Origin of the sequence: Rhodococcus sp. EPR-134 (assembly GCF_001647205.1) — a bacterium.
Taxonomy (GTDB): Bacteria; Actinomycetota; Actinomycetes; order Mycobacteriales; family Mycobacteriaceae; genus Rhodococcus_F; species Rhodococcus_F qingshengii.
On the sequence record NZ_LVCT01000592.1, the window covers coordinates 1 to 18,720 of the forward strand.

18 protein-coding genes and 1 pseudogene are annotated in these 18,720 nt (G+C 62.2%); 10 read left to right on the forward strand and 9 right to left on the reverse strand.

Annotated elements, in window-relative coordinates; all coding sequences use genetic code 11:
* A partial coding sequence (locus A2J01_RS26165; RefSeq protein ID WP_156519414.1) for a glycosyltransferase occupies nt 1–907 on the reverse strand: 907 nt, incomplete at its 3' end.
* A gap of 135 nt (nt 908–1,042) precedes the next feature.
* Here A2J01_RS26165 and A2J01_RS26170 point away from each other — a divergent pair.
* Nucleotides 1,043–3,262 (forward strand): hypothetical protein, encoded by a 2,220-nt coding sequence (locus A2J01_RS26170; protein ID WP_064113908.1) that lies wholly within the window; start codon nt 1,043–1,045, stop codon nt 3,260–3,262.
* Here the strand turns inward: A2J01_RS26170 and A2J01_RS26175 are convergent.
* Nucleotides 3,217–3,897, reverse strand: coding sequence for a class I SAM-dependent methyltransferase (locus A2J01_RS26175; protein WP_082900965.1), 681 nt, complete (start codon nt 3,895–3,897; stop codon nt 3,217–3,219). The genes A2J01_RS26170 and A2J01_RS26175 overlap by 46 nt on opposite strands.
* A gap of 108 nt (nt 3,898–4,005) precedes the next feature.
* Between A2J01_RS26175 and A2J01_RS26180 the strand changes: the two genes are divergently transcribed.
* Together A2J01_RS26180 and A2J01_RS26185 are read left to right on the forward strand one after the other, a co-directional pair.
* Nucleotides 4,006–5,034, forward strand: a complete 1,029-nt coding sequence (locus tag A2J01_RS26180) for a glycosyltransferase (RefSeq protein ID WP_223257872.1) — start codon at nt 4,006–4,008, stop codon at nt 5,032–5,034.
* Between the two features lie 2 nt (nt 5,035–5,036).
* Entirely contained in the window at nt 5,037–5,963 is a 927-nt protein-coding gene (locus tag A2J01_RS26185) for an NAD-dependent epimerase/dehydratase family protein (RefSeq protein ID WP_020905795.1), read from the forward strand.
* On the opposite strand, the gene rfbB is transcribed toward A2J01_RS26185, so the two are convergent.
* A complete protein-coding gene (rfbB, locus tag A2J01_RS26190) occupies nt 5,960–6,967 on the reverse strand; it encodes a dTDP-glucose 4,6-dehydratase (protein ID WP_054188651.1) in 1,008 nt (335 codons plus the stop codon). The genes A2J01_RS26185 and rfbB overlap by 4 nt on opposite strands.
* A 107-nt stretch (nt 6,968–7,074) precedes the next feature.
* Between rfbB and rfbA the strand changes: the two genes are divergently transcribed.
* The 6 genes from rfbA (at nt 7,075) to A2J01_RS26220 (ending at nt 11,916) form a co-directional block, all read left to right on the forward strand.
* Nucleotides 7,075–7,950, forward strand: a complete 876-nt coding sequence (gene rfbA, locus A2J01_RS26195) for a glucose-1-phosphate thymidylyltransferase RfbA (RefSeq protein WP_020905793.1) — start codon at nt 7,075–7,077, stop codon at nt 7,948–7,950.
* Between the two features lies 1 nt (nt 7,951).
* The gene (locus tag A2J01_RS26200) at nt 7,952–8,563 is read left to right on the forward strand and encodes a dTDP-4-dehydrorhamnose 3,5-epimerase family protein (RefSeq protein ID WP_223257871.1); all 612 of its coding nucleotides are present in this window, start codon (nt 7,952–7,954) and stop codon (nt 8,561–8,563) included.
* Nucleotides 8,563–9,033: a GtrA family protein gene (locus A2J01_RS26205; RefSeq protein ID WP_020905791.1), complete on the forward strand. Its 471-nt coding sequence runs from the start codon at nt 8,563–8,565 to the stop codon at nt 9,031–9,033. Before A2J01_RS26200 ends, A2J01_RS26205 begins: the two co-directional genes overlap by 1 nt.
* Complete coding sequence (locus A2J01_RS26210) at nt 9,030–9,860, forward strand: glycosyltransferase family 2 protein (RefSeq protein WP_050655616.1); 831 nt, start codon at nt 9,030–9,032, stop codon at nt 9,858–9,860. Before A2J01_RS26205 ends, A2J01_RS26210 begins: the two co-directional genes overlap by 4 nt.
* Nucleotides 9,861–9,929: 69 nt before the next feature.
* Nucleotides 9,930–11,021 (forward strand): S1C family serine protease, encoded by a 1,092-nt coding sequence (locus tag A2J01_RS26215; protein WP_064113904.1) that lies wholly within the window; start codon nt 9,930–9,932, stop codon nt 11,019–11,021.
* Between the two features lie 34 nt (nt 11,022–11,055).
* Complete coding sequence (locus A2J01_RS26220) at nt 11,056–11,916, forward strand: ATP-grasp domain-containing protein (RefSeq protein WP_064113905.1); 861 nt, start codon at nt 11,056–11,058, stop codon at nt 11,914–11,916.
* On the opposite strand, the gene A2J01_RS26225 is transcribed toward A2J01_RS26220, so the two are convergent.
* The 4 genes from A2J01_RS26225 to A2J01_RS26240 are packed head-to-tail and all read right to left on the reverse strand — an operon-like array spanning nt 11,905 to nt 16,461.
* The gene (locus A2J01_RS26225; protein ID WP_058038043.1) at nt 11,905–13,452 is read right to left on the reverse strand and encodes an AMP-binding protein; all 1,548 of its coding nucleotides are present in this window, start codon (nt 13,450–13,452) and stop codon (nt 11,905–11,907) included. The two genes, A2J01_RS26220 and A2J01_RS26225, sit on opposite strands and share 12 nt — an antisense overlap.
* Nucleotides 13,449–14,687 carry a thiolase family protein gene (locus A2J01_RS26230; RefSeq protein ID WP_030535807.1) on the reverse strand — a complete coding sequence of 413 codons (1,239 nt, stop codon included), beginning with the start codon at nt 14,685–14,687 and terminating at the stop codon, nt 13,449–13,451. The genes A2J01_RS26225 and A2J01_RS26230 overlap by 4 nt, the downstream gene beginning before the upstream one ends.
* On the reverse strand, nt 14,684–15,616 hold the full coding sequence (locus A2J01_RS26235; RefSeq protein WP_030535808.1) for a fumarylacetoacetate hydrolase family protein: 933 nt from the start codon (nt 15,614–15,616) through the stop codon (nt 14,684–14,686). The genes A2J01_RS26230 and A2J01_RS26235 overlap by 4 nt, the downstream gene beginning before the upstream one ends.
* A gap of 53 nt (nt 15,617–15,669) precedes the next feature.
* Nucleotides 15,670–16,461 (reverse strand): cyclase family protein, encoded by a 792-nt coding sequence (locus A2J01_RS26240; RefSeq protein WP_064113906.1) that lies wholly within the window; start codon nt 16,459–16,461, stop codon nt 15,670–15,672.
* Between the two features lie 209 nt (nt 16,462–16,670).
* Here A2J01_RS26240 and A2J01_RS26245 point away from each other — a divergent pair, with 209 nt between their 5' ends.
* On the forward strand, nt 16,671–17,279 hold the full coding sequence (locus A2J01_RS26245; protein ID WP_158170230.1) for a TetR/AcrR family transcriptional regulator: 609 nt from the start codon (nt 16,671–16,673) through the stop codon (nt 17,277–17,279).
* A 13-nt stretch (nt 17,280–17,292) separates the two neighbouring features.
* On the opposite strand, the gene A2J01_RS26250 is transcribed toward A2J01_RS26245, so the two are convergent.
* Together A2J01_RS26250 and A2J01_RS26255 are read right to left on the reverse strand one after the other, a co-directional pair.
* Nucleotides 17,293–18,276 (reverse strand): alpha/beta hydrolase, encoded by a 984-nt coding sequence (locus tag A2J01_RS26250; RefSeq protein WP_030535811.1) that lies wholly within the window; start codon nt 18,274–18,276, stop codon nt 17,293–17,295.
* A 19-nt stretch (nt 18,277–18,295) separates the two neighbouring features.
* Nucleotides 18,296–18,720 (reverse strand): annotated as a pseudogene (locus tag A2J01_RS26255) (PIN domain-containing protein); the annotation flags it as partial.

Here is an 18,720-nt window from a genome sequence, read left to right on the forward strand (position 1 = left end):
TGAGGAAATCGGGATTGAGCAGATACATCATCTGCGCACCCACCAATGTCGGTTTCACCGTCATATTCGCAAAAGCGTTGAGGCGCAACACTGTTTCTGGTTCACAGAGAATATCGTCGTCCATCAGGATGACGTCGGCGAGATCTGCCCCCTCGGATGTAGCCTCGAAAAGCCCACGTGAAAAACCGCCCGCTCCGCCGAGATTCGGCTGCTGCAGATATTTCAGCTTCTCACCGAGCTTGTCTGCCGCCTCGACGAAGCGCGCCCGATCTTTCACCAGGTCGTTGCCCTGGTCGACGACGTACACGGAGCTGACGAGGTCACGCACGGTGGCATCGGAAGCGAGTGCAGCAACTGTCTCGGCACAATCGTCGGCCCGATTGAAGGTGCAGATCGCCACCGAGACCGGGCGCACCGTCTCCGGAGCCGCCACGGTCCATTCCAAGTGGTCGATCGTCATCGGAGCGTCGAGAGAATCCACCTCGAGCCAGAGGGCGCCGCCGTCGACGAACTTGTCCAACGGTGAAGTCAACGCGACCTGCGAGGACCCCAATCCGTCGCGGGTCTCGAGAATACGGCGATGCCCGGCGATATCCGAAGCAACCATCCGGACGCGGAACCGACCCTCGCTCTCGATCCGCAGCGAAGCCTCGACCTCAGTGACAGTCGTCCACCGCTGCCAGTAGCTGGCAGCGAAACGCCCGAAATAGGTGTTGGTGCTGATACGTGTGCCCTTGTCCAGAGCGACTCGGTGCCGGGTCCGCTCACCGGAGCCCTTCCGGAACTCGACGTACAGGTCGTCGTTGACTATCGGCGACATTCCGACGAACACGCCGCGCTGGACCACCAAACGGCGAGCCATGACCTGCCCGTTCTCCGGCACCCCCACCTTTACCTGCTCGGGCATATGACTCCTACGTGAATCTTGAAAAAGCTGTACCTGTCACTCGCAGGGTATCCGAGGTGGAATTACCCCCGAAACTCGAAAACACAGCCTCGGCTACTGTCTCTGGTGCATCCACCCGTGCGACCTGGAGATCCCTTGACACTCGAACTACCCGCTCCCACCCGTCGGGAACGCTGGAGCTGGGGCGCTGTGATCCCAGCAGTCGTGTGCCTCGCATTCTTCGCGATCGTCACGGTGGACCCTCGCTACTTCTATGTCGACGACACCGAATCCGGTGCGGTCGGCAACTGGGTTCAGCTGGGCCATCTGATGCGAGAGGGACAATTCCCCTCGCTGGTTCTGGATCAGTGGATGGCAGGAAACTATCCGGTCGAGGGTCAGGGTGGGCTGTGGAACCCGGTCCAGATCTTCATCAACTACATCGCACCGTCCGTCGACAATCTCGCTTTGCTGGCCACGCTGGTGAAGTTGGCATTCGCGATCATCCTCGGATGGGGCGTCTATCGAGTCTGCCTCGAATACGGCGCGCGCCCCTACTGGGCGGCCGTCGCCGGAAGCGCAGTGCCCTTTGCCGGGTTCACTCTGTACTTCGAGTACCCGTCGTGGGTTACGTCGGTGATCGGAATGGCCTGGGTGGTGCAGGCGTGGGCCAGCGGAATTCGCTATGCCCGCGGCCGGTCGGGGCCGATACCCGTCTTCGTCTTCCTCTATCTCGCGATCAGCGTCGGATACGTCCATGCGGCATTGATGGCCGGAGTGACCGTCGGGGCACTGATGGTGGGCGAATACGTCCGCAGTCCGCAGTGGCGGACAACAGTGAAGCTCGGACTGGTCGGCGTCTCGGCCGCAGCCTGCGGCGCGATCACCTTTCTTCCCGGTCTGCTCTCCTCGGCCGTCACATGGCGCACCGGCGAAGAAGGTACGTTCAACGACAATTTCCTGACGGCACCGTGGTCGGAAACACTGACGGCGAGTATTCCGTCGTCCGTCTCGAGTATCGAGTCCTGGACGGGCGAAACCACCTACGCACCGATCACCTACATCGCCTGGTTCGCGATACCGGCACTGGCATTCATCGGCTGGCGGAAAGCACAGGGTTCGCTGCGAGAGTTGGTGACCCCGCTGCTGCTGTTGGCCTTCATTCTGCTGTTCACCGCGGGCCCCAGCGACATCGGCCAGATTCGGTGGCCGGCACGACTACTTCCCTTCGTCGCGGTGTTCTCCCTGGTACTACTCGGTGTGCTGCTGAGCCGATTCGGGACTTTGGACAAACTGCGATCACGCGTCATCGCTGCATCGTTGATCGTGTTCGTCTTGATGATTCGCGCCAGTTCTTCGGGTCCGCAGTACTTCATCCGGCATCTCACCTGGGCTGTCGTGATCATTGCCGTCGGAGCACTCGCCATCTACCTCGGTCGTAGATACGGCGCCCCGGCGATCGCAGGTCTACTGATTCTCACCATCGCTCCGGTGACTCTGTATCAAGTGATCGCGTATCCCCAGGCGCTGAACAAGTGGTACCTGCCGACCAGCCAATCCGAAGCCAAGGCGAACTTTCCGGATTTCCCGGGCGCGACCCTTCAGCTCGGCAATCGCGCGCTGATCCGAATCGACGCCGAAACAACCGAACTCCCGTGGACTTCGCAGGTGTACGGAAACTACGCCAAGGTGCTCGATCTCGACTACGTCAACGCGTACACCCCTGTCGGCCACGCCGACTTCGCTTCGCTGCTGTGTATGGGATTCGACGGGTCGACGTGCGACGACGCCTACAGAAACGTGTTCAGGCCGGATGAATACACCGGTCGAACCAGCGCAGACCTGATGCTGCTCGACCGCGTCGTCCTTCAGCGCAAGCAGTACCCGGGCGCTGACAACGAACCCGCCCCACCCGGGTGGCACTGGGCAGAAGTGCCCGAGGTCGCCCAGGACCAGATCTACGTCCTCGAACGCGACGCCGGCCCGATCTCCGGTCAACCGGGCCGTGTGTCGGCAACTGTCAATGCCGACGCACAGTCCGAGTACATGAGCGTCAAGAACGAGCGTGTACGAGTCAGCTCACCGGGCGGTGGCAGCGTGGTCTTCGCACGGTTGGCATGGCCGGGCTACACCGCGACCCTCGACGGCGAACCCATCCCGACCAAGGGCCTCGGCGGAACGTACCTCTACGTCGATCTGCCGCCTGGCACCGACAACGCCGAACTGGTGATCAACTTCCGTTCCCCAGGACAAAGGATCGGCTATGTCGGTATGGGCTTCGGACTCGTTATCCTTGCCGGCCTCTCCGTGATCTACTACCGCGACAGGCGTCAGAGCCGGGACGGGACCTCCGCGATCACCACAGACTCGTTGTAGATGAACGGCTTTCCCATCCACCGCGGAAACGGGAACGACAGCGAGCGCCTGACTACAAGACCGTTGTCCGCACAGATCTTTTCGAGGTCGACGCCGTCGAGGAAGACGGTATGCGTGGGATCGCTGGCGAAGCCACGTTCCTGAGGGCAGATCAGCATGACGGTCGCACCCGGTTCCAGGAATGGAAGGTACTCGGCGACGATGCCGGAAGCTTCTCCCGCCGGCAGGTGCTCGAGGAGATGCGCCATCAGCATTCCGTCGAAGGTTCTCTGATCGCTTTCGGAGTGAAATTCCGCCGAAGAGTACGCCTCGAACCCGACCGATCGACAGAACTCCACCGAATGTTCATTGTGGTCCACCCCGACACTGCCAGGGGGAAGATTTCGCAGATTTCGGCCGATCCCGCAGCCGACGTCGAGCACCTTCCGGCCGCCGAGGAAACGTCGGATATTCCATTGATCGGGCGCTTGCACGTTCAGAATGCGCTTCCATTTGGCGCCTTGAAGCTCACGCAACCGAGCCGTGTACTCGGTGTCGGTGGTATCACCGCTACCCGTATCGGCTCTCCCCGGAAGGCCTGTGTTCTCGCGATTGTTCTCGCGTCGATCGTTGGTGTGATCTTCGAACTCGGCCACTGGAGACTCACTTTCGTCGAGTGATCCGGATCATAACTTCACGATTCGCCGACATGTACGCCCCCACGCCGAGAAGCCGACCCCCGGCGACGTATACACTCCCCGCCTGTGAAGACCGATGGCACACCCGAGTCGGTGCAACCGCACCGAATTTCCGTCGTCGTGCCGGTTTACCAGGGCGAACACACTCTCAATGCACTCATCGACGAGATACTTCCCCTGACGAAAACCCAGACCACTCCCGGCGGGCGGCCGTTGGTCGTCGAAGAAGTCCTTCTCGTCTTCGACCACGGTCCGGACGGATCAGCTGCGGTCATCCGTGAACTCGCGAGACAACATGACTTCATCCGACCCATTTGGCTCTCGCGCAACTTCGGCCAACATCCGGCAACACTGGCGGGAATGGCGTCGAGTGGTGGCGAATGGGTTGTCACCATGGATGAAGACGGCCAGCACGACCCTGCCGACATCGGTGGACTCCTCGACACTGCACTGGATCAACAGGCCACCCTCGTCTACGCGCAGCCCGTGAACGCGGCACCCCACGGTGCGCTACGCAACGCGGCGTCGAAGTCGTCGAAATGGCTGACCACCAAAATTCTCTCGTCCGAGAACTCCGTGAAGTATCAGAGTTTCCGACTGGTCCTCGGAGAGGTCGGACGGTCGGTCGCCGCATACGCCGGATCCGAGGCGTACCTCGACGTGGCTCTGGGCTGGATCGCGGGAGAGGTCACCACCAGCCCGGTTCAACTGCGTGAGGAACGCGGACGCGCATCCGGATATCACCTCAGAAGCTTGCTGTCGCATTTCTGGCGAATGGTTCTCTCCAGCGGCACCAAGGGCCTGCGAATGGTCAGCTTGATCGGCTTCCTGTTCGCTGTCGGCGGTCTCGTCATCGTCCTCTACGTGTTGGCGTCGTACGTGTTCTTCGACGCCGGCGTCGAGGTACGAGGATGGGCGTCGACGATGATCGTGATGCTGTTCGGTTTCGGGGCAGTGCTCTTCTCGTTGGGTGTGATCGCCGAATACATCGGTGTCGCAGTCAAGACGGCAATGGGAAAGCCGCCGTACCTCATCGTCAGCGACCCCGCGTCAGGCCCGTTGGGGCGCCGGAACGCCACCGAGCCACCCGCGTAACGATGAATGTCCCCACGTGGGTAGTCGGCAGCGGCGGCCTCCTCGGCAGCTCCGTGGCCCGCGAACTCGAGCGCCGTGGGGCCGACATCCGCACCAGCCGCGTCCCGTGGGGGGAACCCGCTCTGGCCAGAGAAATCCTGTTCGCCGATGCCAGGAAACTGGTTACTGACGCCGCCGGCGGCCCGTGGCGAATGGCGTGGTGCGCCGGTGCAGGTGTGAACGGTACGAGCAGTGACGAATTCGCTCGCGAGAACCAACTCATGAAGGACGTTCTCGACGAGCTGGGGACGGCGGACGCAGGCGTCGGGACCGTCTTCCACGCTTCGTCTGCCGGCGGCGTCTACGCCGGAGCTCCCGGAGCACCGCACACCGAAACAAGCGCGACCAATCCACTGGCCGACTACGGGCGAGCAAAGCTCGATGCCGAATCCATTGTTCGCGAATTCGGCTCCAGAAGCGGAACCCGCACTGTCATAGGAAGATTCGCAAATCTCTACGGCCCGGGTCAGAATCTGGCGAAACCCCAAGGCCTGATTTCGCACCTCTGCCGAGGCTATCTGCTGTCGATGCCCATTTCGATCTACGTTCCCATGGACACGCTTCGGGACTACGTCTACGTCTCCGACGCGGCCGAAATGGTGGTCGACAGCTTCACCCGAGCGGAAGCGTCGCAGGAACCGACGGTCACCAAGATCTACGCGTCCGGACGCAGCGTCACCATCGGGGCGATCCTCGGCGCGTGCCACACCGTCTTCAGAAAACGCCCCAACGTTGTGCTCGCCAGTTCTCCACTCGCTTCGGCGCAAGCCCGAGACCTACGGCTGCGATCGATCGTGTGGACCGATCTGGACCAGCGCACACATCGCCCGTTGCCTGCCGGGATAGCGTCGACCCTCGACTCCATCCGCCGCAATCTGGCTGCACGCTAGGAAGTGGTCTTCTCGCCGGCTGCCACGTATGCCTGCTCGGTCGCGTCCTTCTGCGGACGCCACCACTGTTCGTTGTCGCGGTACCAGTCGATCGTCGCTTCCAGACCACTGCGGAAGTCCTCGTAGCGCGGGGACCAGCCAAGTTCTTTCCGGAGCAGACTCGAGTCGATCGCGTACCTCACGTCGTGCCCCGGGCGGTCGGTGACAAAATCGAACTCGTCGGCGCCACGGCCCAATATCTGCAGAATCGACTCCATGACAGTTCGGTTGTTCATCTCACCATCAGCGCCGATCAAGTAGGTCTGACCGATCCGGCCACCGTCGATGATCGCCCAGACCGCGCTGTTGTGGTCGTCGACATGAATCCAGTCACGGACGTTCAAACCGTCGCCGTACAACTTGGGACGCAATCCGGCGAGAACATTGGTGATCTGCCGTGGGATGAACTTCTCGACATGTTGATAAGGGCCGTAATTGTTCGAGCAGTTCGACAGGGTGGCCCGGACGCCGAACGAACGGGTCCACGCGCGCACCAACATGTCGCTCGATGCCTTCGTCGACGAGTAGGGGCTCGACGGGTTGTACGCGGTCGACTCCGTGAAACGGTCCGGATCGCCCAGTTCGAGGTCTCCGTACACCTCGTCGGTGGAAATGTGGTGATACCTGACGTCGTGCTTGCGCACAGCCTGCAGGAGCGTGAAGGTTCCCACGATGTTGGTCTGCACGAACGGCCACGGATCAGCGAGCGAATTGTCGTTGTGCGACTCGGCAGCAAAATGAACGACCACGTCGGCAGCGCCCACCAGTTGGTCGACGAGAACTGCGTCGGTGATGTCGCCGTGAACAAACGTGATGCGGTCGGCTATCGAATCGAGCGAAGACTTGTTGCCCGCGTAGGTCAGCGCATCGAGCACCGTGACCTCGGAGTCGGGGCGCTCTGCCACCGTCTGATGCACGAAATTGGCGCCGATGAAGCCTGCACCGCCAGTCACGAGAACTCTCACGTTTGCGCCTCCACGATCACCGAATCGAACCGATCTATCTACCGGCCACGCACGATACCGTGCGCCCGAGATTTGTTTCTCCAGCGAACACTGGAACACTTCGAGGCATGCGCGGAATCATTCTGGCGGGCGGCACGGGGTCGAGGTTGCACCCCATCACGCTCGGCGTGAGCAAACAGCTGGTCCCCGTCTACGACAAACCGATGATCTATTACCCACTCAGCACCCTGATGCTGGCCGGGATTCGCGACATCATGATCATCACCACAGAAGACGACGCACCGCAGTTCCAGCGGTTGCTCGGCGACGGCTCGCAGTTCGGCGTCGACCTGACCTACCAGATCCAGCACGAGCCGAATGGTCTCGCACAAGCCTTCGTACTCGGAGCCGGCCACATCGGTTCGGAATCCGCGGCCCTGGTCCTCGGCGACAACATCTTCTACGGCCCAGGTCTGGGCAGTAAGCTCACGCGTTTCGAGAACATCGACGGTGGCGCCGTATTCGCGTACTGGGTTTCGGACCCCACGGCTTACGGAGTCATCGAGTTCGACCGCGAAGGCAAAGCCGTCTCGCTCGAGGAGAAGCCGGCGAACCCGCGCTCCAACTATTCGGTGCCTGGCCTCTATTTCTACGACAACGACGTTGTCGCCATCGCCAAGGACCTCGAACCATCGGCACGCGGCGAATACGAGATCACCGACGTCAACCGTGCGTACCTCGAAGCTGGCCGCCTCCAGGTCGAAGTACTTCCTCGCGGCACCGCGTGGCTCGACACCGGAACTTTCGATTCGCTTCTCGACGCATCGAACTACGTGCGCACGATCGAGGAGCGTCAGGGACTCAAGATCGGCGCGCCCGAAGAAGTTGCGTGGCGGCACGGATTCATCACCGACGACGAGCTACGCATTCGTGCTGAGAAGCTCCTCAAATCCGGATACGGAAAATACCTTCTCGAACTTCTCGACCGCGGCAAGGACTGGTGACATGGCAGATACTCACGTGATGAGCCAGTATCGCGAACTGAAAGTGCCAGGGGCCTGGGAATTCACACCCAAACAGTTCGGCGACGACCGTGGAGTCTTCCTCGAATGGTTCCGTGAACCCGGATTCTCCGAGATCACCGGCCGCACCCTCGACCTTCAGCAGGCCAATTGCTCGGTCTCGGCTGCCGGCGTCCTACGAGGCATCCATTTTGCCGACGTCCCTCCCGGACAGGCCAAGTACGTTACGTGTGTCAAAGGCGCGATACTCGACATCGCCGTCGACCTCCGCGTGGGATCGCCGACCTTCGGCCAGTGGGATTCGGTCCTTCTCGACGACGTCGACCGCAGAGCGATCTTTCTGTCCGAAGGGCTTGGGCATGCCTTCCTGTCCCTCGAGGACAACTCGACAGTGGTTTACCTGTGCTCGACGGGATACGCCCCCGAGCGTGAGCACGAAGTTCACCCCCTCGATCCCGACATAGCGATCGACTGGCCCACCGTGGGTCGCAGCGGTGAGCCCCTGAACATCACGCTCTCCGCGAAGGACACAGCGGCACCGTCGCTTCAAGATGCCGTGTCGGCAGGGCTGCTGCCCACGTTCGGCGAAGGCTGATGGCTTCACCGGATTCGACTGCAACACCCCCCGCCGGAATGACCGGCAGGCCGGGTCCGTTGATGCGCGTCGTCAAGAATCAGGCCCTTGCCTTTCTGCTCGTCGGTGGCGTCAACACGGCGCTCGGAACCGCCTGGTTCATTGCCTGGCAGATCGCGCTCGGCGATCAATTCGGCTACCACTTCGCGATCGTTGCCGGGTACGTCTGCAACCTGCTGTGCGCTTTTGCGATGTACCGCTACCTGGTCTTCGAAGTTCGCGGCCACTTCCTCCGTGACTTCTGGCGATTCGTCGTCGTCAATTTCGGCGCCTTCGTGATCAACCTCGCGCTGATGACCGTCGCGGTCTCGGTCCTGCACTTTCCTCCCATCCCGTCACAACTCGTCATCACTGCGGTAACCGCAACAGCAAGCTTCTTCGGTTACCGCGATTTCTCGTTCAGTCGAAACAAGAGAACAGGCAACTCATGACTCCGCGTGTTTCCGTCGTCGTCCCGGCTTACAACAATGCCGACTACATTGCCGAGACGATCGACTCGATCCTGAATCAGAGCTACCAGGACTTCGAACTGATCATCTCGGATCATTCGTCGACCGACGACACCGTCAAGGTCCTGGCGCGATACGCCGACGATCCCCGGATCGAGATCCTGTCGACCGAGGCCGGCGGCGGAGCGAAGCGAAACTGGGACCGGGTCAGCGAAGCTGCGAACGGAGAGCTCCTGAAACTGGTGTGCGGTGACGACACCATCTACCCCGAGTGCCTGGCGGAACAGGTCGCGGCTTTCGACGAGCACCCCTCGGTGGTACTCGTGGCCTCGCAACGCAAACTGGTCGATGCAAACGGAAAGACCATCCTCTCCGCGCGCGGACTTGCAGGGCTGAAGGGACTGGTCACCGGGCGCGACGCGGCCCGAAAGACGGTAACGGCGGGAGCGAACATCTTCGGCGAGCCCGGATGTGTACTCATGAAGCGATCCGCCTTGAAGGCCATCGGATGGTGGGACGACACCAACCCGTACGTCATCGACGAAGCCACGTACACCGCCGTCGCACTCCAAGGGGACGTCTATGCGATCGCCAAACCCCTCGCGTCCTTCCGCGTCAACGCCGGACAGTGGAGTGTGCGTCTGGCCAAGGATCAGGCACGCCAGGCAGCGGCATTCCACAAAGATCTCCGGGAATCGGATCCGACTCTCGTCTCCGCAATGGACGTCCGAATCGGCGACGCACGCGCACTCGCCACTTCGTTCATGCGTCGCGGCGTCTACATGCTGTTGCGCCATCGCATGTCTTGATCTTTGCCGGTTGGGTAATCTTCACCTTTCACGACTCGATGGCATGACACCGGCGGGACGGACGGCTGGATGACCAAACGTGCGAGCAGACGCGGCCTGTGGACGGCCGTCGTTCTCGCAGCCGGCCTCGTTGGTCTCGCGCTGGTCGCACCGCCCCTGACCCCGGGAACGATCGAGTCCGCACCGGTCACCGTCATCACGACCACCCCACCCGCGCCGGTTGTTCCGCTCACCCCGGAGGAGCTCTCGGCCCGGGTGGTCCCCACCATCGTCACCATCACGGCGCCGGCCGGATTCACCACCACTGCTGGGACCGGGATCGTGCTCTCCCCTGACGGAGTGGTGCTCACGAATCACCACGTCATCAGCGGAGCTTCGGACGTCACTGCCGTCAGCATGTCCAACGGGCTGATCTACGACGCCGAGATCCTCGGGTACGACAGCGTCAGCGATCTTGCCGTCCTTCGACTCGCGGGCGCTGACGATCTGCCGGTGGCTGTGGTCGGCAAATCAGCAGAAGCCGCTCGCGGGGACTCCGTCACCGCAATCGGAAATGCGGAAGGCGGCGGAGTACCCGTCCCTGCTCCCGGCGTCATCACCAACCTCGGTGTCACCGTCAACACCCGCAACGTGTCCGACGGATCGCGAAACCAGTTGAAGGGCCTCATCGAGGTCGACGCGGACATCCGGCCTGGCGATTCCGGTGGCCCCCTGGTCAACGCCGTTGGCGAGCTGATCGGCGTCAGCAGCGCGGGCAACGCCGTCACCGACCGCACCGAAACCTCACCGGCGCCTCAGTCCTACGCGATACCGATCGACACCGCACTACCGATCGTCGAGCAGGTACTCGGTGGCCGCTCCTCCGAGACCGTGCGTGTGGGACCGACACCCGTACTCGGTGTCGCGGTGAAGGATCACGCGGACATGCCGGCCGGCGCCGAAGTTGTTGCCGTGAGCTTCGATTCGCCGGCCGAGCGGGTGGGGCTGACCAAAGGTGCGGTCATCACCGAGTTCGGTGGCAGCCGGATCGCGTCGTCCGCTGATCTCAACGCGGCGATGAGCTCGCGCCGCCCCGGCGACACCGTCGCGGTGACGTGGGTGGACGCAACCGGGCAACCCGGGACCGGTTCGCTGGTCCTCGACGAGGGGCCACCTCGCTAGTCGTACAGGGCGCCAGCCGTGAAAGCATCGTGGCATGACCACGGTTCTCCTGCTCACCTGTGACGGCGCCGCCCGCGAGGCGGATGTCGAAAGCAAACTCGTCATGGAAGCTCTCACCTCCTACGGCATCGCGTCGACGATGGCGCCGTGGTCGAGCCCGTCCCTCCTCGATATCGACGCCGACCTGGTTCTGATCCGGTCGACCTGGGACTACACCCAGCGCCTCGACGAATTTCTCGCCGTTCTCGATCAGCTGACCGCTCCGATCGCCAATCCACTCTCGATCGTGAAGTGGAACGCATACAAGGGATACCTCACCGAACTTGCCGCGGCCGGCGTACCTATCGTCCCCACCGCTGTGATCGCTGCCGGACAGAGCGAAACACTCACCCTCCCTTCGTTCGAGGGTGCCGACGTCATCGTCAAGCCGGCAGTGTCCGCCGGCGCTGTCGGAGTGGGAAAGTTTGCCTCGGGGTCCGCGCAGGCCCACGCTCACCTCAGCTCGATCCTCGACGGCGGTAACGACGCGTTGGTCCAGCCATTCGTCTCGGACGTCGTCGACGGTGAGCGCTCGATCATCCACATCGGCGGACGCTACTCGCACGCTGTCCAGAAGATCCCGGCCGCCCACGACTTCCGCGTGCAGGAATTTCACGGCGGAACCAACCACCTCCACCAACCGTCCGCCGCCGAACTCGCGGTGGCCGACGCAGCACTGGCCGCGACCCCATGCGGCCCCGGCGAATTGCTTTATGCACGTGTGGACGTCGTGGGCCCGGTGGATCAACCACTGCTCATGGAAGTGGAATTGATCGAGCCAGAACTCTTTCTGCCATTCGCCCCTGGATCTGCCGACGCCCTCGCACGGGCAGTTGTCGCGTCACTAGGTCGGTGACGCGCCACGGAGTGCCTTCTTGTCGATCTTCCCCAAAGCAGTGAGCGGCAGCGCTTCCAGAATCGAAATCTCCTTGGGCGCCCAGATCGGACCCTTGTGCGATCTCACGTGCGCGATGAGTTGATCGGGTGTGACCGACCATCCCGTCTTCAGTACGACTGCGGCGGTAACAGCTTCTCCCCATTGAGAATCGGGGACACCGAATACCGCACATGCTGCCACCGCGGGATGATGTCCGAGTGAGTCCTCGACTTCGCGCGGGTAGACGTTGAATCCACCACTGATGATCGTGTCTTTGATGCGGTCGACGATCGAGATGAGCCCACTTTCGTCGATTCGAGCAACGTCGCCGGTGTGCAACCACCCATTCGCGAGCGCTGCAGCGGTTTGTTCAGGTTTGTTCCAATAGCCGTCCATCACGAGCGGACCTCGCACACAAAGCTCGCCGGGTACGCCCGTCGCCGTCTCGTTTCCCTGCTCGTCAAGCAACACCACTTCGACACCTGGCATCGCGCGCCCACAACTCCCCAAAACTGCGGGATCGTCCGTGTGCTCACGTGTATCGAGTACCGTCAACGCATTCGGGGCTTCGGCCTGACCGTAATGCTGGCTCAGGATCGGCCCGAACACCGCCCCTGCCTGCTCGAGCCTGGTGGGGTCGATGGGTGCAGCACCGTAAAGCATCCAGTTCAGCCCAGACAGATTCGCATCCGACAGGCGTGGATGGTCGAGTAAGGCATAGAGCATCGTGGGAACCACGAATGTAGCTGTGACTCCGCCATTTTCGATGGCGTCGACAACTCTGTCCGGGTCGAACGACCTGTGCAACTCGAAGCTTGCACCTCGCAGCAGACCGGGTGCGACGAGCAGACCGGCAGCATGAGACATCGGCGTAGTGAGCAGCATGGTGGTTTCAGCCGGCCACTCCCACGTGGTGCAGGCCCAGGCATTGGCGACCAAGGATCGGTCCCTGAGCATGACGCCTTTCGGCTCACCGGTGGTTCCACCGGTGTAGAAGAGATACAAAGCTCGACCCTGACCGCCTAAGCCTGAACCTATTCCCGCCGTACCCAATTCACACGCTGATTCGAGGGCTGACAGTGACATCACTCGAGTCTGTGCCGCTTCGGCGCGTACCTGGAACTGTCCGTCGGCAACCAACAGGAGATCGGTACCACTGTCTTTCAGCACCATCCTGTCGTTCTCTTCGGTCGCGAGCGGATGGAGTGCCGTGTAGCGCACGCCCGCCAGACACGCCGCGGCCATGACCGTGAATGCTTCAGGACACGGCCCCGCAAGCAGGGCGACCCCGGCTCCGTCCGGCAGAGCGAAGCTACTGAGGACACCTGCAATCCGCTCGATCTGTTCCGCAGTCTGCCAATATGTCAGCTCGGCCCGATCACCGTTCCGATCCGTGAATCGAAACGCGATGTGGTCTGGTCGGCGTCGCAGCGCCGACAGAATCAGATCCGCATATCCCGCTTGCACCTGCAAGCCTGGCGCCATCGGTTCATCGTTCATGATGTCCGCGTTCATCGTGGCCCTCCCAAGATCGTGACCGCGGCGACGGCTTCCTCGATGCCGTAGAGACCTCCGCCGTTCTCTGCGACCGCGATTCGAGCACCCGGAACTTGTCGCCGCCCTGCTTGTCCACGCAACTGCGTGACAAGTTCGAAGACCTGCGCCAGTCCCGTTGCCGAGACCGGATGACCACGGGACTCGAGCCCACCTGACGGATTGACCGGACGCACGCCTCCCAACGAACTCGCACCGGACGCCGACCACGCGCCGCCCTCACCGATCGGGCAGAACCCCAGATTCTCGACCTGCTGCACTTCACCGAAGGCCGTGGCGTCGTGGACCTCTGCCACATCCACATCGCCTGGCCCGACTCCGGCTTCCTCGTATGCGCTCATTGCTGCACGGCGACCGATGTGACTCTCCACGTCATCTGCGGTCCGATCCGTGCCTGACACCAAGCTGCAACCGAGTACCTGCGCCGCCCGCCGAGAGGAATCGTGCCTTCGAGCAAAGTCCGCACTGGTCACAATGACCGCCGCTGCACCGTCACTGACGGGCGAGCACATCGGAACTGTCAGAGGCCACGCGACTCGCCTTGCGGCAAGCACCTCTTCGACGCTGAAGAGTTTGCGAAAGTGCGACCGCGGATTGTGCACGGAATGCGCATGATTTTTGGCTGCTACGGACGCGAGCTCGAACTCGGTGGTTCCGAATCTCTCCATGTGCGCCCGGGCAAGAGAAGCGTAGATCTCCATGAACACCGACCGCTCACCCTGCGATCCGAGTGCATCCGGCAGCGGAGCGGACAGCGAAGCAAGGCCCGCGAGCGTCTCGTCGCGATGCGCAACGTCGAGTGCACCGTCGAACACCTCCAGACTTCGAGCCGGATCCGAGCACACCAGCTTGTCCACCCCGACCGCCAACGCGACCTCGGACAGACCGGCGCGAACGTGGGCGATCGCCAGCCAGAGTGCAGTCGCGCCGCCGGCGCAGGCATTTTCGACATTGACGACCGGGACTCCCCCGAAACCGTATGGCCTCAAGGCAATCTGGCCTGGGATCATGTGCTGCCGGTCGATCGCCTTCTGGCTGACTGTCGCGTAGAAGACCGCACCGACGTCACCGCGGGTCAGGCCCGCGTCTTCGACGGCATCGATCGCCGCACGCCCCGCCAATTCCGAGGCCGCGGTATCCGCGTGCCGCCCGAAGAGAGTCGCGCCGACACCGAGAACCATGACTTCGCCGCTCACGCCACCACTCGATTCCTCAATACACCGAGGCCGGTGACCTCGAGTTCGACTACGTCTCCCGGTTCCAGGAACCGCCCGTGCTCCAAGCCGCATCCACTCGGCACGGTGCCGGAACAGAAGACTTCACCCGGGTACAGCCGCGTGGAAGTCGAAGCGAACGAAATCACGTCCTCGAAACGATGGTCCATGTCGGCGCTGGTTCCTCGGCTCACCTCGTCTCCGTTGATTCTCGCGGTCATCTCGAGTTGGTAGGGGTCACCGACTTCGTCGGCCGTCACGATCCAGGGCCCGAGGACATTCGCGTTCGAAAAGTCCTTGCTCTTACTGAGACCGAGTCCGGTGGAGATCTCCTCGAGCTGAGTATCGCGGGCGCTGAAATCGTTGAAGATGGTGTAACCGAAGATATGCGCAGGGGCATCCGCGCGTGAGATGTCGGTTCCACCGCGCCCCAGCACACAGGCGAATTCGAGTTCGTAATCGCGCAGGCTCGAGTACTCGGGCCACACGACGTCAGATTTGTGTCCGGTCACCGCCAATCGGTTCGCTATGTAATACAGCGGGCGCTCCAACTGGATCTTCGGCAGTTCGACGTCCTCGAGTGCGACCCCTTGAATTCGGGCGCGAGCGTTGCGGAAGTGATCCATGAAGCAGCCGAAGTCTCGGATCTGGACCGGCTGAGGAAGCGGCGACATCCAGCGCACATCACCTGCGTCGACGATTGCACTTGCCGGCGGCTCGTCTGCGAGCCGATCCAGGGTCTCCCGTGCCGCCGGACCACCTTCGATGATGGTTTGCATGGTTTCCAGTTCTGGAGCCGGTTTTCCCGTCACATCATGATGAGCTCGCTCGAGTAACAACAGTTGCTCGCCGCTGCCCGTCACCAGAGCCGTCTGCTGAGTCTTTTCGTATTCGACGGTCGCAAGTTTCACTGTGAGTCAATACCTTTCACTGAATTGTTCGTTAGGTGAGGCAGGAATTTTGCTCAGACGAACGCGACCACACGAGCCGGGGCAGCGCTGGCTCGCGCAAGCTTGATCGGGAAAAACGCCACGTGAAATCCCGAGGGCGGAAGCGCGGCGAGGTTCGCCAGTTGCTGAACGATGAATACTTCACGTTCGCGTCCGGCCCGGTGCCCGTCCCAGAGAACCGAGTTGTCCCCGGTGTCACGAAATTTCTGCGCCATGACTGCAAAGCTCAAGTCCCAGCCGGCAGCGTCGGTGCCCAGCACCTTCGCGCCTTGCTCGGCGAGAAACAGCGTGCCTTCGCGACTCATCCCTGGATACTGAAAGAACCCTGGATCAGCCAAGGTGAAGCTCTCTTGTCCGGTACGGAGCAACACGGCACCACCCTGGGGAACGGACGCACCGTTTTCCGCCAGGGCAGCTTTCAGCGCGTCCACCGCGATCGGCTGATTCGCCTCGCACCGGCCGCGCAGGTCGAGCACCACTGTCTCGCAGAACAATTCATCCAACGCGATGTCTGTGATCGTGCGAGAAGGCTTACCCTCCGAGGTTGATCCGTAGTGCAACGGCGCGTCGACGTGTGTGCCCAGATGGCTGTTGAACTCACTCAACATCTCCGATCCCCACCCCTCACCGTCCGGAAGATCATGAACTCCGCACTGCAGTGCTGCCGCGAACTCGTCGCGTCCGGCACCTGCGGGGTGCGAGTAGGTCACCGAGGGGGCAACGACGGAAGCCAGTGCCTTCAAACCCTCGGGGAGCAATTCCCGATCGGCCGGATCGAGAGTTCTAGTCAGATCGATGAGTTCCATGTCCGCCCATTCCGTTAAGTTATTGGACGCTCAGCATAGAACTGGACGATCAACATAGGCAAGAGGGTGTCGCGAGAGGAATACGGCCGGCCGATGGCCGGCCTCGTAGCATGAGTGCGGTGCGCAGGTCTCGGCCCCGACGGGCGCGTCGACGTCACCGCGTGCCGGAATTGGCTGCACTCGAGAACGAAAGAAGGCAGGAACACCGAATGGCGTCGACACGCAAGCAGGAGATTTCCGAGGAAACCAGACGGCGACTGGTGAAAGCCGCGGCCGAACTGGCTGCCGAAGGCGGGTCGACCGCGATGTCCGTACAAGCCGTGGCAGAAAGATCCGGTATCAGCAGAGGGTCCGTGGCCTGGCACTTCGGATCGAAGGACGGGCTTCTACGAGCCGTCGTCGAGGACGCATTCCGGTGGGGCATGGAAAAGCTACGCGCAGAGTTGGCATCATCCTCGGCGACTGGAATCGAAGCATTGATCGAAGCCAACTTCGTACTGATGTCATACCCCGAGGCACGAATTTTCTCGACCATCTTGATCGAAGCCGTGATTCCCGGGTCCACCATCCGCGAGACCTACGCAGAGCAGTACGTCGCAATGCGAACGCTGTACGCGGACTACCTGCGTTCGATCGACACCCCGGTCACCAATCCGGAGTTGGTTGCCGTCACCCTTCTGGCCGGCACTCTCGGGATCAACCTCCAACATCGCCTCGATCCCGACAACGTCGATCGACGTTCAGCAGTAACCGAGCTCGAATCGATCTATGCCCGCGCGATGGCACCTACCACAACGTCAGGACACGAGAATCCCTAACCGGACCGGAAGTTCAACTTCCCGAACAACTTTCGCCCGCGACCTGGGGCGGGACCGCATCCAGCCTGGCGCGAATGAACCTGGCAACGTCACGTAGCGCTGCCCGGCTCTCCGGCAGGCCAGGCCAGACGGCGGGAAACGCGTGAACCTGGCCGTTCCAGATCTGCAGCGAGCACGGCACCCCCGCGGCGGCGAGCCGTTGCGCCATCACCTCCGAATCGACTCTGAGCACCTCGGATTCGGCGGCGATCAGCAACGACGGCGGCAGAGCGGCCAGATCGCCGTCGACGGGTGAGTTCGTCTGTCCGCCAAGCTTTCCGATCGCCATCAATGCCGACACCGGGGCGATCACGTCGCGTCGAGCGTTGGCGTGGACTGATTTGGTGGTGCAATCGAGATCGAGGAGAGGTGAGAGCCCGACAAGACCGGCCGGAACCTCGAGCCCCGCGGAAACAGCTGCAAGTGCCGTCGCGAAAACCAGGAAGCCTCCGGCCGAATCGCCAACGAAGACAACCTTTTCCGGCAAGGCTCCCTGTTCGAGGAGCCACCGGTATGCATCGAGACAGTCGTCGACGGACCCGCTGATGCTTGTGCTCGGCAACTGTCGATATGCGATGTGCAGGACCGGAAGGCCGGTTCGCTTGGCGATGCTTGCAACGACCGGCCGATGCGTGTTGAGCCCGCAGCACATGAACCCGCCGCCGTGCAGGTAGAGAACAACACCGTCGCGCAGATCAGCCGTCGAGCCTGCCGTCCGCACGAGTTCACCGTCGAAACCTGGAAAGCGAATCGCTTCCCGATCGATCCCGGACGGAATGCGTACACCCGCGGCCGAGTCCAGCACTGCGGCGCGGCGCATGGCGCCAGGCGTCAGCGGCGCGATCCCGACCACGGGCCGAAGCATCCATCGACACGCGTTGTAGAGGACCTGCGATTCGATACTCGGCCTGCCGTATCGAGTTCCGGTCCTTCGACTGACTGTCGGCAACAGAGACATCTGTCCAGATTAGAAGCGATCAGGCACCGAAGAGGTCGACTTCGTCGAGATCGTCGACGATCGTGACCTTTCGTTTCCGCCCGCCGATGACCTTGCCCAGACCGCGCAGTCCACCGGACTGAGCTTTCGGGGCGGGTTCGATGCGCTGCGGCGCAACTCTCGTCCGCGCTGCGCGCTGAACAGGCTTGGGGGCGGGGGCTGCTGCAGGTGCCGCGGGTTCGGGAACCTCGGCTGGAACCACCGCTTCCGGCTCCACGAAGCCCTGAGCAACCGGGGCCTCGGGCGCGACCTCAGCGGCTTCCTCGACCTCCGCCACTTGCTCCACCTGCACCGGTCCGTCGATCACCGGGATGTCCGACGCCCAGCGGACCCGATACTCCAGACCGCGCGACGCCAGCTCACGCGCGAGATCGCCGTGCCAGACCCCGTCTTCGCCGTCGCCGT